12 protein-coding genes and 1 pseudogene are annotated in these 16,786 nt (G+C 36.6%); 11 read left to right on the top strand and 2 right to left on the bottom strand.

Annotated elements, in window-relative coordinates:
* Positions 1-12: 12 nt before the first annotated feature.
* The 9 genes and pseudogenes from DXA18_RS12675 to DXA18_RS12635 all read left to right on the top strand — a co-directional run bounded on the left by DXA18_RS12675 (position 13) and on the right by DXA18_RS12635 (position 10,289).
* Positions 13-1,368, top strand: coding sequence for an AAA family ATPase (locus DXA18_RS12675; RefSeq protein WP_118384197.1), 1,356 nt, complete (start codon positions 13-15; stop codon positions 1,366-1,368).
* A gap of 2 nt (positions 1,369-1,370) precedes the next feature.
* Positions 1,371-2,072, top strand: a complete 702-nt coding sequence (locus DXA18_RS12670) for an RloB family protein (RefSeq protein WP_118384196.1) — start codon at positions 1,371-1,373, stop codon at positions 2,070-2,072.
* A 36-nt stretch (positions 2,073-2,108) separates the two neighbouring features.
* Positions 2,109-3,749 (top strand): P-loop NTPase fold protein, encoded by a 1,641-nt coding sequence (locus tag DXA18_RS12665; protein WP_118384195.1) that lies wholly within the window; start codon positions 2,109-2,111, stop codon positions 3,747-3,749.
* Positions 3,750-4,014: 265 nt separating this feature from the next.
* Positions 4,015-4,467, top strand: coding sequence for a toprim domain-containing protein (locus tag DXA18_RS12660; RefSeq protein WP_330421756.1), 453 nt, complete (start codon positions 4,015-4,017; stop codon positions 4,465-4,467).
* Positions 4,468-4,482: 15 nt separating this feature from the next.
* Positions 4,483-4,752, top strand: coding sequence for a hypothetical protein (locus DXA18_RS12655; RefSeq protein WP_118384194.1), 270 nt, complete (start codon positions 4,483-4,485; stop codon positions 4,750-4,752).
* Positions 4,740-5,618: pseudogene (locus tag DXA18_RS12650) on the top strand (lysozyme family protein); the annotation flags it as partial. The gene DXA18_RS12655 and the pseudogene DXA18_RS12650, both read left to right, overlap by 13 nt.
* A gap of 129 nt (positions 5,619-5,747) precedes the next feature.
* Complete coding sequence (locus DXA18_RS12645; RefSeq protein ID WP_055170546.1) at positions 5,748-7,859, top strand: penicillin-binding transpeptidase domain-containing protein; 2,112 nt, start codon at positions 5,748-5,750, stop codon at positions 7,857-7,859.
* Positions 7,840-9,048, top strand: coding sequence for a DUF6070 family protein (locus tag DXA18_RS12640; protein WP_227188599.1), 1,209 nt, complete (start codon positions 7,840-7,842; stop codon positions 9,046-9,048). Before DXA18_RS12645 ends, DXA18_RS12640 begins: the two co-directional genes overlap by 20 nt.
* Before the next feature lie 8 nt (positions 9,049-9,056).
* Positions 9,057-10,289: a DUF6070 family protein gene (locus tag DXA18_RS12635; protein WP_005610830.1), complete on the top strand. Its 1,233-nt coding sequence runs from the start codon at positions 9,057-9,059 to the stop codon at positions 10,287-10,289.
* 64 nt (positions 10,290-10,353) lie between these two features.
* Here the strand turns inward: DXA18_RS12635 and DXA18_RS12630 are convergent, their stop codons facing one another.
* Both DXA18_RS12630 and DXA18_RS12625 read right to left on the bottom strand, forming a co-directional pair.
* Positions 10,354-12,153, bottom strand: a complete 1,800-nt coding sequence (locus DXA18_RS12630) for a BlaR1 family beta-lactam sensor/signal transducer (protein ID WP_118384193.1) — start codon at positions 12,151-12,153, stop codon at positions 10,354-10,356.
* An 18-nt stretch (positions 12,154-12,171) separates the two neighbouring features.
* Positions 12,172-12,540 (bottom strand): BlaI/MecI/CopY family transcriptional regulator, encoded by a 369-nt coding sequence (locus DXA18_RS12625; RefSeq protein WP_118384192.1) that lies wholly within the window; start codon positions 12,538-12,540, stop codon positions 12,172-12,174.
* Between the two features lie 147 nt (positions 12,541-12,687).
* Here DXA18_RS12625 and DXA18_RS12620 point away from each other — a divergent pair, with 147 nt between their 5' ends.
* Both DXA18_RS12620 and DXA18_RS12615 read left to right on the top strand, forming a co-directional pair.
* Entirely contained in the window at positions 12,688-14,520 is a 1,833-nt protein-coding gene (locus DXA18_RS12620; protein WP_243007127.1) for a hybrid sensor histidine kinase/response regulator, read from the top strand.
* Positions 14,521-14,575: 55 nt separating this feature from the next.
* Positions 14,576-16,774, top strand: coding sequence for an ATP-binding protein (locus DXA18_RS12615; protein WP_158567138.1), 2,199 nt, complete (start codon positions 14,576-14,578; stop codon positions 16,772-16,774).
* The last annotated feature ends 12 nt before the right edge of the window (positions 16,775-16,786 follow it).

Genomic DNA, 16,786 nt, shown 5'->3' with positions numbered 1-16,786 from the left:
AGGTGTATAAGAATGTTAGTAAAAGTAAGTGTTGAAAATTTTAAATCTTTTGATAAAGCAGCAGAGCTGACAATGATTTCCTCAAATAAAATACGAACAAATGCAAATCACAGGTTAAAGATAAAAAGTACCCAGTTATTAAAATATGCAGTAGTTTATGGAGCAAATGCATCTGGAAAGACCAATTTGGCATTGTTCTTTAAATTTTTTAAAGATAGTGTCTGCAATGGTATTCCGATAGAAGCTACACAGATGTTTTGTAAGAATCGGCAGGAGAATAAGGAACGAGAAAGTAGTTTTGAAATTCAGATTACTGTAGGTGACAAATTTTATGCCTATGGTTTTTCTGCAGTTTTAAGCAGACGAAAAGTAACCGGAGAATGGTTATATGAATTATATCAGAACGGTTCAGCAAAATGTCTCTTTGAACGAGAAGGAAGTAAACGTCCGGCGTTAAATGATGGTATTACGCTGACAAACACAGAAAAAAATAAATTTGAAACCTATGCAGATGATTTTGAAGGAAATGAAACATCTTTGTTCCTGACAGAAATGAATCGTGGAAAAAAATATAGCACACGATCTAAATTATTGTTCTTCCGGGATGTATATGACTGGATTCAGAATCATATTTCAATCATTACACCGGATACGCCATTAATTGATCTGGAATATTATTATGATGATAATTCGCTGAAGCTGATTAACAAATTAATCAAAACATTTGATACGGGTATCAGCCAGGTGAAAATAGAAGAAATTACATTGGATGAGTTATCAAATGCATTGCCAAAATCAGTATTTGATAAGATGATGCAGCATGTAAAAAAAAGAATGGAAGAGCAGGAGGAACCATCATTCAGAATGACGATGAGGTCGAAGGAAACTTTCTTTAATATCGAAGTTGAAGGACATTCTGAACCGAAGGTCACAACAATCCGGTTGCATCATAATAAGTCATTTTATGAGTTCGGTTTTGATGAAGAGTCTGATGGAACAAGAAGATTATTCGATTTGATGGATATGCTGTTGAATAAACGAGAAGATGTTCTTTATGTTGTGGATGAATTGGAGAGAAGCTTACATCCGAAGCTGACAGAACGATTTTTGCAATTGTTTATGCAGCTACATGATGAGCAGCGTATGCAGCTATTGTTCACTACACATGAATCATCCATTATGGATCAGGCTATTTTTAGAAGGGATGAAATCTGGTTTGTAGAACGTAACGCAGAAAATGCAAGCTCTATTTATTCCTTAGATCGTTTCAAGGAGAGGTATGATAAAGTGTTGAGCAAGGCATATCTGGAAGGAAGATATGGTGCGATACCAGTATTTTCAACATTCGACTTTAGAGAGGAGGAGTAGCCTTGGCTCCAGTAAGAAGTTATACGAATTGGAATAGCAGAACTACAGATGAAGAAGAACAGATCGAGCCTTATCGTAAGTACTTTTTCATATGTGAGGGTGCAAATACTGAAACATGGTATTTCAAAAAGTTAATTGATATCCGAAAAGAGTTAAATATTCATCCATTGATCGATATCCGGTTACTTGAAAAAACAGAGGGAGACAGGGACATTTCATTTCCAAGACGTTTGATTGAATTTGCAGAAAATCAGAAAGAAAATTCAGAAATAGCATTTGATAAAGAACGGGATAAGATGATTGTTGTATTTGATGGAGATATTTTTGAAGAGAAAGTACTTGATTATGACGAATTGGTAGCAGAAGGTGAAAAGAATAATATATTAGCGGTTAGTAATCCGGCATTTGAATTATTTCTGTTGTTACATTATGAAAATTCATACGAAGATGATATTGAGCCAAATGCTGAACAGATTATCCAGAATGAAAAAGATGGACATCAGACATTTATCTATAAGTTGTTACTTGCCAGAACAGGAATCAATCCGAAGAAAAATGCTGCGATTGGAGAACTGGCGAAAAATATAGAGATTGCTATTGAACAGGAAAAGAAAATCAATGAGGATATTCATCAGTGTAAGGGACAGATTACGTGTAATATAGGTCGGATTATTGATGAGATTCGGAAGGATGATGGAAGATAAGTTGTTAGATGAAAAATAGGGGTGGAAAGATACAGTATGAAAGCAGATAATATAAAAAATATAATCAGTGACATAGATCATCTACCGTATAGAGCAATTTTATTTGATGGAACATGGGGAATTGGAAAATCTTATGCGGTAAATGAGGCATTAGAAGCAAATCCCAATGTTTGTAAAATATCAATGTTTGGTTTGAAAGACACTAGGCAAATATATCATGAAGCTTTATTTCAATTGGCTTTAAAGAATAATATTGGTGGGAAAATAGGTGAAATAGCTAATAATATTTTAGATGGCGCATCAAAAATCTGGGATAAAGTTGGTCAGGCAAAGGAAGCAGTACAAAGTATAGTCAATGAAAGAGAAATGTTTCTATTATTGTCAAAAGAGTTTACTTCTGTTCATATTATTGTAATAGATGACTTGGAAAGAATGAGTGATGACATAAATTTGGAAGATATATTTGGAATTATAGAAGAACTCAAGCAATGTAATTATGTAAAAGTTATTGTGATTGCGAATACAGATGAAATACAATCGGACAAAAAAGTTGTATTTGAAAAGTATAATGAAAAGGTCATTGAAAGAATATATCATATTACAGAACGTGCAGAGAAAGTGACATGGAGTAAAATGAATATCCATGCAGACTTTGTTGAAAAATTCTTGGAAATCCATAAAGTCAAAAATTTACGGACGCTCGAAAAGGCGCAACGTTTTTTTGAAGATGTAAAATTGTTTTGTAATAGTGACATGAGTGAGCAATTTAAAGAAGAATTAAAGTTAATATGCTTTGCTGTTGTTGTGGAGAGTGTAGAAAACTTGTACTATAAAGAAATTGATTCTGATAATACTGATTCTGTAGAAAAAATGACAAATACGATTGGAAATGTGCTTCAGCATAGAATTGGCAGATATCTTTATGGAATAAAGTGTAGTACAAATTTGGTAGAAATGATACTGAAATATTATGAGGAAGGGGTACTAAATGTAGAACAATTGGAGGCTGAATACAAGTTATTTCTTAATTCAGGAGATAAGCCTAACTATTATAAGTCAGATGAGGAAATAAGGAGTGTATTACCTATTTTAAGAGAGAAAATGCTTGAAGCAAAGAGTTTGGCAGAATTAAATGAATTTGCAGATGCGTATGTTGTTTGGAGTGATGTTTTAGAGGAAAATAATGAAAGTGTTTTATCAGAATATAGAAATATTTTAGAAGAAATGCTGGAAAAAACTGTCTTAGATGGGAAAGAGGAAATGCTATCGTATTCATATGATTTGTTTCACATGTCATCGGAAAAGACAAAAAGAATATATCAAGAAGAAAATAAAGAAATGATGAAATTTTTAATAGAGACATATGTGGGATATTTGAAAAAAACAACTCATGGGAAAAAGGCTTATGAGTATTCATATAAACTTAGAAATAATTTTGATAGTAGTTATTATCATGATATTATCATATCAGAGATAGACAATTTGTATAATAAAATTTCTTTTCCAGTAGACAATGTGGATGAGGATAAATATCATACGTGTTATAATATTATGTATGTTTTGTATCATTCAGATGCTGAAAAATTCTTGCAGTATTGTGAAAAAATAAAAGAAGATTGTGATAATATGTCAAGACATAGGATAGAAGTTTTGGTCGAAGAAATAGTAAAAAAATAGAAATAAAATCTACATAGCCAGATGGTTCCAACTCAAGGAATCGCCTGGCTATTTTCATGCCCGGATATTATCCCCAATAATATCAATCTAAGGCAGGAAAGGAGATAAAAATTATGCCATATATACCACCATCAGTTGTGCAGGAGGTCAAGCGGATGGACTTGCTCACATACCTGAAAAATTATGAGCCATACGAATTAGTTCACTTTTCCGGTAACACCTACACTACCAGAACACACGATAGTTTGAAAATATCAAATGGGAAATGGATAAGAATTATTCTTTTTCCATTTTTGCAGAGAAATCCAATGATACGGTGCATCTGTTTGAGTCAGCCATTGATTTGTTATCTTATGCGACGTTGCAGAAATTAGACGGGAAAGAGTGGAGGAGAGAACATTTATTGTCACTGGCAGGTGTCTATCAGCCAGCAAAAGAAATTGAAAAAAGTAAAGTCCCTGCAGCGTTGGCCAGGACATTAAAAATGCATCCAGAGGTGAAGACAATCGTTCTGCATTTGGACAATGACCGTATTGGAAGACTTGCCACAAAAGCAATTTCTACAGTACTTCCGAAGCAATATCAGATAAAAGATGTACCACCAAAACAAGGAAAAGATTACAACGATCTGCTCTGCATCAAGTTAAATCTGGCAATTACAAAGAGAGAAAAAAGCAAGAAAAAGATTATGTCTGGTCATGAAAAATATGAGAGATAGAAGGTGAAAAAAGATATGAAAATTGCAAGATATGAGCTGAAGGTTGTGTATAAGAAAGAACTGATTTTGATGATGGAAGACGATGTAGACAGCGAAGATCTGTTGAAGATTTTTCTGGAAACACAGTTGAAAGAGGAAAAAGAACAGAGTGAATTACTTGGAATTATTGCTGAAAAAGTGTCAGAAGAAAGCTGTACGGAGCAGTGTGAAAGTTGTCAAAAGTATTGTCCGGCAAGTGAAGAATGTATGGCAACTGATGAAAATGTACGATGCACGAACTACTAATCCGACAGTATGCAAATCAATATGGCATTGGAGAGTATGTGGAACTGATCAAAGCCATTATGATGCAGGAATCAGGCGGGAGAGGACTTGACCCGATGCAGTGTTCAGAAGGGAGCTTTAATACAAAATATCCCAGACAGCCAAATGGAATCACAGATCCAGAGTATTCGATTTCTTGTGGTGTGCAGGAAATAAAAAGCTGTCTGGAATGTGCAGGGGTAAAAAATCCTCTGGATATGGAAAATATTAAACTGGCATTGCAAAGTTACAACTATGGAAATGGATATCTGGAATGGGCGAAAGCCAGAGGTGGATATACCCTTGCAAATGCAGCAGAATTTTCCGATATGATGGCACAGAGAATGGGGTGGAGCAGTTATGGGGACAAGCAGTATGTACCACATGTGCTTCAGTATTATGCATTTGGAAGAATCCCGACAGGTATCGGCAATCAGACAATCGTTCAGGTGGCAGCATCGCAGGAAGGAAAAGGCGGAACAACCTACTGGAGCTGGTATGGCTTTGGAAGTCGGGTAGAGTGGTGTGCCTGCTTTGTGTCATGGTGTGCAGACCAGAGTGGTTATATCCAGAGTGGAGCTATTCCAAAATTCTTTCTTTGTTCGGACGGTGTGAAATGGTTTGAAAGTAAAGGCAGGTTCCGGGACGCCAGTTATACCCCGGCGGTAGGAGATATTATTTTCTTTGACTGGGGGAATAATGGAACGATTGACCATGTTGGAATTGTAGAGAGTGTCAATGGTGGAACCGTCAATACCATAGAAGGTAACAGTGGAGATAAAGTGGCAAGACGGAGTTACAGTATCGGAAGCAGTAACATCTATGGATACGGGGTTCCGGCATATTAAAAGGCAGGAGAAAAAGTGTGATAGTCTAATGGTGAATCTGGAGTATACAATTCCTGAAAATAGACTTGACTTTCAAATATTACAAGTGTAAGATTTAAGAAACAAAAAAATTAGAAGAAAGGAATATCTATGAAAAGAAAACGGAAAAAGCAAAACACCCAAAAATCTTACATTTGTAAGATCTTTGGGCTGATAGTAGCTATAACAGTAATTGCTGTTTCAGGAGGTGTTTTATTAAAAAGGACGATAACGGAATCACCAGAAGACACACTTGTGGAATATATGAACCATATTGAAAAAAAGGAATATGAAGTAATGTATACTATGATAGATTCAGATGAAAAAGTTTATCTGACAAAAGAAGAATACATACAACGAAATTCTAAGATATACGAAGGAATAGAGGTCAGTGACATTAAAATCAGTCATATAGCTGTGAAAGAGAAAAAAGCAGATACAGTTACGCTTTCGTATGAAACATCATGTAATACAATTGCCGGAACAATACAATTTGACAATATGGCGGAACTGAAGAAGACGAAACAGGGATATAAATTAGTATGGCAGGATAGCCTGATTTTTCCAGATTTAGAGAGTGATGATAAAATAAGTGTTACTACATCAAAAGCGGAGAGAGGAGAAATATTAGACCGAGATGGTAAAATGCTTGCAGGAAAAGGAGTAGCAACATCAGTTGGCATTATACCGGGAAAGCTGGAAGACAGGAATGTATCTATTGAAAAAATAGCGGAGTTATTAGAGATAGATGTAGAAACAATAAATAACAAACTCACAGCAAAGTGGGTAAAAGAAGATTCTTTTGTACCAATTGAAACTATTCCGAAAGTAGAAGAAATAGATTTAATGAAAATACAGCCAGAAGAAAAGACACTTGAGGAGCAGGATTGTCAGAATAAACTTTTGGAAATTCCAGGGGTTATGCTATCAGATGTGGAAGTTAGAACCTATGAGTTAGGGGAAGCAGCAGCTCATTTAATTGGTTATGTACAGTCTGTAACAGCAGAAGATTTGGAAAATCATCCAGGGGAAGGATATTCAGCTGAAAGTGTAATCGGAAGATCTGGGGTGGAAAAGTTATACGAAAAGCAATTAAAAGGAAAAGATGGTTGTGATATAAAGATTTTGGATAGTGATGGGGAAGTAAAAGAGGTTCTTGCAAGTATTTTTAAAGAAGATGGTATGGATATAAGATTAACGATAGATTCCGATTTGCAAAAATCATTATACGAGCAGTTTAAAGAAGATCCGGGGTGTTCTGTCGCAATGAATCCTTATACGGGAGAAGTATTGGCTTTGGTAAGTACCCCATCTTATGATAATAATGAATTTATACGGGGCTTATCATCAGAGAAATGGACATCATTAAACGAAGACGAAAAGAAGCCATTATATAATCGTTTTCGTCAAGTATGGTGTCCTGGCTCAACATTTAAACCAGTTGTGGCAGGAATTGGGTTGAAAACGGAAAGCATAGATCCAAAAGAAGATTTTGGAAATGAAGGTTTGGCATGGCAGAAAGATTCGTCTTGGGGATCTTATCAAGTGACAACACTTCATGAATATGAACCGGTTATTATGAAAAATGCAATTATCTATTCTGATAATATTTATTTTGCAAAGGCAGCTCTTAAAATTGGTAGTGAGAATTTTATGAATACTTTAAATGAAATAGGATTTAATCAGGATATGCCGTTTGAGATTGCGATGCAGGAATCAACATATTCCAATACAGATAAAATAGAAACAGAAATACAATTGGCAGATAGTGGTTATGGGCAAGGGCAGATTCTTGTAAATCCATTACATCTGGCAAGTATTTATACTTCATTTTTAAATGAAGGGAATATGATAAAACCGTATTTGAAATACAAAGAAGAAGCATCCGGTGAAACATGGATAGAAAATGCGTTTAGCAAAGAAAATGTAGAAGAAATTATGCAAGGGGTGGAAGGTGTTGTAAATGATCCGGAAGGAACCGGATATGCTGCACATCGTGACGATATTTTGCTGGCTGGAAAAACAGGGACAGCCGAGTTGAAGGCAACGAAAGAAGATACTTCTGGCAAAGAAATCGGGTGGTTTTCGGTGTTTACGGCAGATAAAAGCGTGGACAAACCAATTCTTCTTATCAGTATGGTTGAGAATGTGAAAGGAATCGGTGGAAGTGGTTATGTTGTTAAAAAAGATGCAACAGTATTGGATGAGTATTTTGAAGAATAAAAAAATTTTTATGGGAAATTATTACATATGTAAGATATTTGCGATGATATTGATAGTTCTTATTGTTTTTACAGGGTGCGGACAAAATCGAATTACGGAAAAAGAAGAAAAGAAAGAAACCGTAGAATCTGAAATGAATGCAGAAGTAAAAAAAACAGCACAAACTTTTCGGTTTGTTTATATGAAGGAGAAGTCGGAGTTAAATACATTAAAGGTGAAAAGAAAAATTATCAATTGTCTGGAAGAAAAAGGATATGCGGCAGTAGATTGTGATAATCAGATTGATATGGTCAATCGTGAAAAAGTAGAAGATTTTTGCAAAGCAGCAGAGAAAGAAGAACAGGCAGCAGTAGATATTGTTGTTGTATTTGATGAAGGGGAAATTATACAATATCATTTAGAGTCAATGAATGGAAAGATAAATGTTCGATTATGTCAGGTTAAATGGAAGGATAATAGCCCACAGGCTAATTATTATGATGAATATGAAGCATATGAGTGGAAATATACAGAAAAAGGATACTTGTTTCTGGAGGAATATCACCCACCGGGATTTGATGGAGCACCGGGTGAAACTGGATTCAGAGTGCAGCCATTAGATAAAACATGCCGAGAATTGAATCGAAAATATGTTATGCCGTTGGGGTATGCACTTAATAATCTGTTGATTACAAATTGGGATAACCAGAATTATACGGAACTTGATTTTTATGATCTTTATGAAAAAATGTATTATATGAAATATGGAAAGCAAGTTCCATATGAAGCAAATTATGGTGGAGCAGAATATGAAGTTCCAAAAGATGAGTTTGAAGAGGTTATAAAGACCTATTTACCATTTAGTAATAGCGAGATTGAAAAAGGAACTTTTTATAACTCTGATAATAGAACTTTTAGATACAGACCGCGAGGGTTATATGATTGTGAATTCCCATATGAGCCATATCCGGAAGTTATCTCATATGAAAAATTACAAGATGGAACATTAAAACTTACGATAGAAGCAGTATGGGAAATCAGAATGTTAGATCAGGCAATCACCAGTGAATTGATGATAAAACCTATGGAAGACGGAAGTTTCCAGTATTTATCAAATAAGGTAATCAAGTCAGATCAAAATGCAAATGCAGGGTGGTATATGCCAAGGTTAACAGAAGAAGAGTGGGAAGAGAATTACAGTAATAATTAGGGGGCAATATGAAAAGAAAAAGTATTTTGTTAGTACTTTGTATAGGAATGATTCTGACTTCCTGTGAAAGTAAGATATCGTTAAACAGCACAGATGTAAAAAATGAGAAGAATCAGAAAAACACTACCATGGAAAATCCGGATAAGGGATATAATCTACCAATCGATGAAGACAAGAAAAAGGAAGCTGTGAACGATTGTGAAGAAATTATGGGCATTATCCGAGATATTTATTCTGAATATAATGGAATACAAGAAGCAGATCAGAACACTGCTGAGCAAATGATGAATCGGATGAAAGAAATTATCAAACAAAATGGGAATCCGGTCATTGGTTCCGATCATTATTCTGTTATGGATAATTATCAGAAGATGGAACAATTTTTAAAATCTGCAGAACAAGAAGAAAAAGGAAGTGTAATTTTATATGAAGCAGATACAGATGGTGGAATTACCAGAAAAGAATATAGTTATGATGGAAAAGAAATGAGTGTGATGTCCGCAAAAATGATCTGGAGTGAGGATACAGAGCCTGTACTTACATACATATCGCTATCAAAAATAAAAGAATGGGCATATACTGAAAATGGGAATTTCTGTTATGAATTATGCGTACCTGAACCACCGGAAGTGACAGAGATTGTAGATGGAAGTTGTATTATCCGGGTAAAGCCTTTGAGTGAGGAGTGTCGGGAATATTCAAAAAAATATGTGAGTACGTTCGGCTATCAGGGAAACAATCTGTTATGTTCAAACTGGAATGCGGAGGATATGCAGGGGTTGGATTATAATGGACTTTATGAATATTTTTATCAAATGAAATATGGAGAAAAATTTACGGCAGAAAAAGAGGTTGTGGGAATTCCAGCAGAAGAGTTCGAAAATGTAATTATGACATATCTTCCTGTTACAAAAGAAGAATTGAAAGAATGGGCGGTCTACGATGAACAAAGTAATATGTTTATCTGGGAACGATTGGGATGTGGTAATTATTCACCAACACATTTTGGCTTGTCTTTACCGGAAGTAACAGAAGTCAGGCATAATGAAGATGGAACCATTGTTTTGACAATTCATGCAGTATGTGATTCTGTTGTATGTAATGATGCTGTTATTACACACGAACTTACGATGAAAATTCAGGATGATGGAACGATTCAGTATGTTGGAAACAGGATTTTAGATAATGGTATTGATAATATACCGAGGTATCAGTACCGGTTAGGTAATTTGCAGAATTGATCAGTAGAGAAGAATGAAATAAAGAGAACTGATAACAGGAAATTATGCTATCAGTTCTCTTTATTTATTTCCAAATACCAAGATTAGAAAGTACAGATTCTGTTATTTCGGTAGCCTGACTTCCAGTTGCACCAGAAGAGGATTGAATATTTGTTGCGAAGTAGTAAGTATTATTCGCTGTTTCAATGTATCCGATAAACCAGCCATTGACATCTTTACCATTGACACGCCCGGTTCCTGTTTTCCCGTAAAGAGAACCGGAAGAAGTAGTGGAAAGCAGCAGGGCTTTTTTTACTGCCTGGATATTTTTACTGTCAAAATGAAAATTATTTTGATAGAAATCCTGTAACAATTCCACCTGTTCTATGGGTGATATCTTCAGAGAGAAATCTGTCCAATAGAGATTTAGATTTGTTCCAGTATTTTGATTCCCATAGTTTATTGTCTGTAAAAATGTTCTTACGGCTTCAAAACCTGCCTGTGAATCAATTGCCTGAAAATACCAGTTTACGGAATTATGTATAGCCGAGGTTAAATCTTGATCGGCTTCCCATGAATGAAAAGGATATGGTTCTCCATTCCATGTGAAAGTGGAATGTTCTGGTGTAATAATTCCAGATTCCAAGCCAAGTAATGCATCATATATTTTATAAGTCGAATTCGGTGATACACGTGTGGAAGCATGATCCATATTATAAATATTCCATTTATCAGCAGACTGATTATATAAAACAAAACTTCCGGTGTAGTCCCCAAAATTGGAAGAAAGATTTAGCTGAGTAATATTCTTTTCGGTTGTGTCAAAATGATAGCCAGTCTGATCAGAAGCATAAACAGAAAGTATGGGAATGCATCCAATGATGATAGTAGAGACGAATATGCATATAAGATATCCACGAATTTTTTGTTTAAAAGTAGGTTGGTGGAATGATGCAATATTTAAAATGCGTCCTTTTAACTGTTTTATATTTCCACTGATTCCCATAGTAAGAGGGAATGGAGACAGAGCTATTGTTTCGGCAAAGTTAATCAGTGTATTTCCATATGCCTTGTATTCTGTTTCTTTCAATAATTGTAATACAGCACTGTCGCAGGCAAGTTCCCGTTCATGCCGTATTCTTTTTAGAAAATACCAGATTAGGGGATTGAACCAGTAGAAAACATTTACTGTATTTATCAAATATCCAATTAGAATATCTTTATGCTTGTAGTGCTGCAGTTCATGAAGAAGCATATATCGAATATCAGTTGAGCTTATAGTTCCAGCGTTAAAATCTGAAATCAAGTGAATTGGAAGATAAATGCGAGGATGCAGGAAACTAGCCAAAACAGGAGATTTCAAAAATGCTGTACTATAAATCGGAATGGTATGCTTGCTGTTCACTTCGTTTAAACATTCTATATAAAGAGCGTTTAGTTCTTCATTTTGAAGAGGTAAAGCAGAACTATGTAAGGCTTTTACTTGTTTTACTGAGCGGTAGAGAAGAAAAAACATTATGAATATACCGATACTCCAGAAAAATACAAGTAATGTGTGAATAAAAGTTGGTATTTGGGTGCTGACAGAGACAGCAAAATCATTTATTTTATCCAAATTATAACCATTACCAGAAAGAAAAGTGGTTTGAATGTCACCATTGGTACTTGAACTGGCTGTCAGCAAATGTCTCCACGATATAGAAGATGGGGCAGAGTTTATCGGTAAAAAGGGAACAATTAGAACGGCAAGAAATATAATCGAAAGATTATATTGCATACGTGCGGATAATTGCCTTTGCAATAAATTTTTTAATCCCAGTAAACTACCTAGAAAAATACAAATGATGGCATTACAGAGTAAAAATCGAAAACTAAAATATATCAAAATATGCTCCTCCCATGGTTAATGATTGGAAAGAAGATTCCGTAAGCTGGCAATGTCTTCTTCAGACAATTTATCATCCTCAATGTAAGAGGCAAGCATAGAAGTGATATTACCATTATAACATCGCTTTAAAAAAGAATTACTTTCCTGCCGAATATATTCGTCTTCCTTGACCAATGGAGTATAGACAAAAACCCGGCTTTGTTTTTCATAGGTTAGTGCTTTTTTAGAAACGAGACGTTTAATCAATGTCTGAATTGTTTTAGGACTCCAACTGGAAATTTGTGTTAATTTTTCAGTAATTTCATTGGTGCTGATTGGTGCGTATTTCCAAACGATTTTCATAACTTCAAATTCAGCTTCTGAAATTTGAGGCAGATTGCTCATGTGATATTCCTCCAAATCTTACAAATGTAATAAAAATATTATATATCTTAAAAGGTTATTCTGTCAACGGAAAATGACAGATATGAATTCTACAATCTGAATGGACAGATGATATATAAACCTCTGGGATTTTATCATGATTTTCAGATGCAGGTTCTTGAAAAATATAAGACACTGGAACCATTGGAAGCTATAGATATCCTGATAACCCCGGATAATATTCGGAAAAAACTGAAAAGTGAAAATGATATTTATAAGTTTGAGTATTGCAGCCTGGATGAAAAGACTTATAAAATCGCTTCTTATATTCCCTTGGAATGGAAGAATGGAAAGCTGGAAAAAGTATTGCTGGCATCCATGGATGTGGCACAGGAGAAGAAAGCAGAGATTGAATCCCGTCAGGCACTGAAAGAGGCTTACCGGTCCGCAGAAAATGCAAATCGTGCGAAAACAGAATTCCTTTCCAATATGTCCAATGATATCCGGACACCAATGAATGCGATTGTGGGTCTGACGGCAATCGCAGGAGCAAATGTTGAGAGCCAGGACAGAGTCATTGAATGCCTCGGCAAGATCACAGAATCAAGCCGCCATCTGCTGGGTCTGATCAATGAAGTATTGGATATGGCACGTATTGAAAGTGGAAAAATGACACTGGCACAGGAAGATTTCAATCTGTCAGAGCTGGTAGATAATCTTATTACACTTACGAAACCGGTGCTTGATGAACATAAACATAATTTTGATATACACATCAATCATATTGAACATGAGGCTGTCTGTGGTGACAGCTTGAGGATTCAGCAGGTATTTGTGAATCTGATGAGTAATGCGATCAAGTATACACCGGATGGTGGAAATATTACTTTTTCGATAGAGGAAAAACCCAATGGATTTTCAGAACTTGGATGCTATGAATTTACGATTGAGGATAATGGAATCGGTATGTCACCGGAATTCCAGAAAATCATGTTTGATCCATTCAGCCGTGCAGATGACCACCGGACAACCAGAGTTCAGGGAACCGGTCTTGGAATGGCAATCAGCAGAAATATTGTGAACCTGATGAATGGTAATATTAAAGTGGACAGTACCTTACACAAGGGAACCAGAATTACGATAACAATTTATCTGGAACTGCAGGAAAAAGAAAAAGAACAGGATGAAAATCTGATGAATCTGCCGGTTCTGGTAGTGGATGATGATAAGACATGCTGTGAAAGTACAGTTGCCACACTGAAGGAAATCGGTATTATGGGTGAATGGGTTCTCTCTGGCAGGGAAGCGGTTGAGCGCTGTTATGCACGGCATGAGTTGAAAGATGATTACTTTGCTGTTATTTTAGACTGGAAGATGCCAGATATGGATGGCATAGAGACTGCCAGACAGATCCGGAAACGGATAGGAAAAGAGATCACCATCATTGTATTGACATCCTATGAATTCAGCGAAATTGAAGAAGAAGCAAAGGCTGCAGGTGTAGATGCTTTTATTGCAAAACCGCTGTTCCGTTCCCGGCTGACGGCAACACTGCGGCAGTTTACTTCAGGCAGAAAAGAAAAAACAGCAAGAAATTATCTGGAGAAGTTGTCAGAATCAGACTACACAGGAAAAAGGATTCTGCTGGCTGAGGATAATGAGTTGAACAGAGAAATTGGTGTTGAAATTTTGCAGATGACAGGGGCAGAAGTGGAAACAGCAGAAAATGGAAAAATCGCAGTTGAAAAAGTGGAAGCTTCTCCGGAAGGATTGTATGATCTTGTTTTTATGGATATCCAAATGCCTGTCATGAATGGTTATGAGGCAACTGCAGCAATTAGGAGCCTTCCGGGCGAAAAGGGAAAACTGCCTATTGTTGCCATGACTGCCAATGCTTTTGCAGAAGATGTACAGCTGGCCAAAAATACAGGCATGAATGGACATATCGCGAAACCGCTGGATATGAATAAGCTGAATGATGTTCTGGAAAACTGGCTGTAATTGTCTTCCTGGATGCATGGGAAAAGCAGCTAGGAAACATAGAGAGGGTTTTGTTATGACAGAAACTAAATATATATTTCCGAAGCAACTGCAGTCTGTGACTGTTTTGGTTTTTATAACCGTGCTGATCGTTCTGCTTCTTATCCTGACTGTAATGGTACATATGAGGAACAGAAAACTGAAACGTACGCTGGAAGAACAGATGGCGGAAAGACGGCTTTTGGACAAGATATGTGCAGATTTTACGGCTGTCTATTATGTTGAATTAAATACCGGTTCCTTTGAAATTCTCCATATAAACGATGGAACCAACGCAAAAAAAATGAATCTGAAACAGGGTGATAATTTCAATTCTTCTGCTGACCAATATGCGGTTCAATATCTGTATGAGAAAGAAAGACAGGAATTTAAGGACTGGATTTCGACAGGGCATCTAAAGGAACAGCTTTCCCGGAAGGAGCGCATTACATATCATTACAGAAGCAAACCGAATCCGAACCAGCATGAATTTTTTGAGGCACAGGCAGTCAAAATATACGAGGATGAGAAACATTTTTTCGCACTGGTGGGTTTTCGGCATATTGATGATATCATGGAAAAAGAAACCACCATCCAGAATCAGTTAAAGCAGGCACTGGATGAAGCACGGCTGAGTAATGAAATAATCTCAGCAATTGCTAAGAGTTACTGTTCTATCTACAGGATTGATGTGCAGAAAGATTTTTTTGAAGAGATATCAAATGACAGTGAAATACACAAACTGACAGGAAACAGAGGCTGTGCATCGGAGAAACTGTATCAGCTTTGTGATACAATGGTTGCATCGGAATACCGCTCGCTGATCTGTCCATTTCTGGATGTCTCTACACTTTCAGCAAGATTGAAGACGGAAGAATGCATTTCTACAGAATACCGTATGTGTGATGGCAGCTGGCACAGGATGCTTTTTACTGTAAAAAAAAGGGATGAGTCTGGAAATGTAACCCATGTTTTATGTACGGTTCGTAGTATCAGCGATTCCAAGAGACGTGAAGAGAATTTTAACTTTGCAGCGGAAGCAGCAAAGCGTGAAGCCGAAATGAAAACAAGGTTTCTGGCAACTATGAGTCATGATATCCGTACACCACTGAATGGTATTATCGGTATGGTAAATATGGGAAATCAGTACGCAGATGATCCACAGATGCAACAGAAGATCAGAGAAAAGGCAATGGAAACCCTGAAATATCTGGTATCTCTGGTAAATGATGTGCTGGATATGAATAAACTACAGAGCGGAGATTTGAAGGACCAGCAGCTAACCTTTGATCTGACAGAGGTACTGCGGGGATTGAACCAGATTTATGATGAGCGGGCTGCCAAGAAAGGCATCCGGTATGAGATTGACTGGAAAAATGGTACATACAGTCACAGCGCTCTGGTTGGAAACCCGATATATCTTGGAAGGATTCTGTCGAATATTATGGACAATGCCATAAAATTCAGTCAGGCGGGTAGTGTGCTCACGGTCGGGGTTAAGGAAGAAACTCTGGATGATGACAGAGCAAATTTCACTTTCTACTGTAAAGACCAGGGTGTGGGTATGAGTGAAGATTTTATTGCACATGCTTTTGATATGTTCTCTCAGGAAAGCGAGACAAGCAGATCCAGGTATGAAGGCACCGGACTGGGGCTTGCAATTACGAAGCAACTCGTGGACAGAATGGATGGAAGTATTGAACTGAAGAGCAAAGCAGGTGTCGGGACAACAGTTATTGTAAAAATTCCGTTCAAAATTGGCACACAGGATAAAAACAGTAATTTATCAGATAAACCAGTAAGCCTTGATGATTATTCGGTAGAAGGCATACGGGCATTGGTTGTGGAAGACAATGAGTTGAACATGGAAATTTTCAGATGTATACTGGAAGACAGCGGTATGGAAGTTACATGTGCAGTAGACGGGCAGGAAGCAGTTGAAATCTTCGAGAAATCTGCACCGGATTATTTTGGAGTAATTTATATGGATATTATGATGCCGAGGATGAATGGTCTGGATGCGGCAAGGACAATCAGAGAAATGAAAAGAAGGGATGCCAGGAGGGTTCCAATCATTGCAATGTCCGCAAATGCCTTTGCAGAAGACATTATCAACAGCCGGCTGGCTGGAATGAATGTTCATCTTGCAAAGCCACTAGATGCGGAAAAAATAATCATTGCCTTAAAACAATGCATGGCAGATAATAGCAATGTAAAATTGCATGAAGATTTGTAGGAATAAAAAGAC

Source organism: Dorea sp. AM58-8, assembly GCF_003464045.1.
Classification (GTDB): Bacteria; Bacillota; Clostridia; order Lachnospirales; family Lachnospiraceae; genus Claveliimonas; species Claveliimonas ammoniilytica.
The sequence above is the reverse complement of the archived record's forward strand: the minus strand, read 5'-3'. Positions and strand labels throughout refer to the sequence as shown.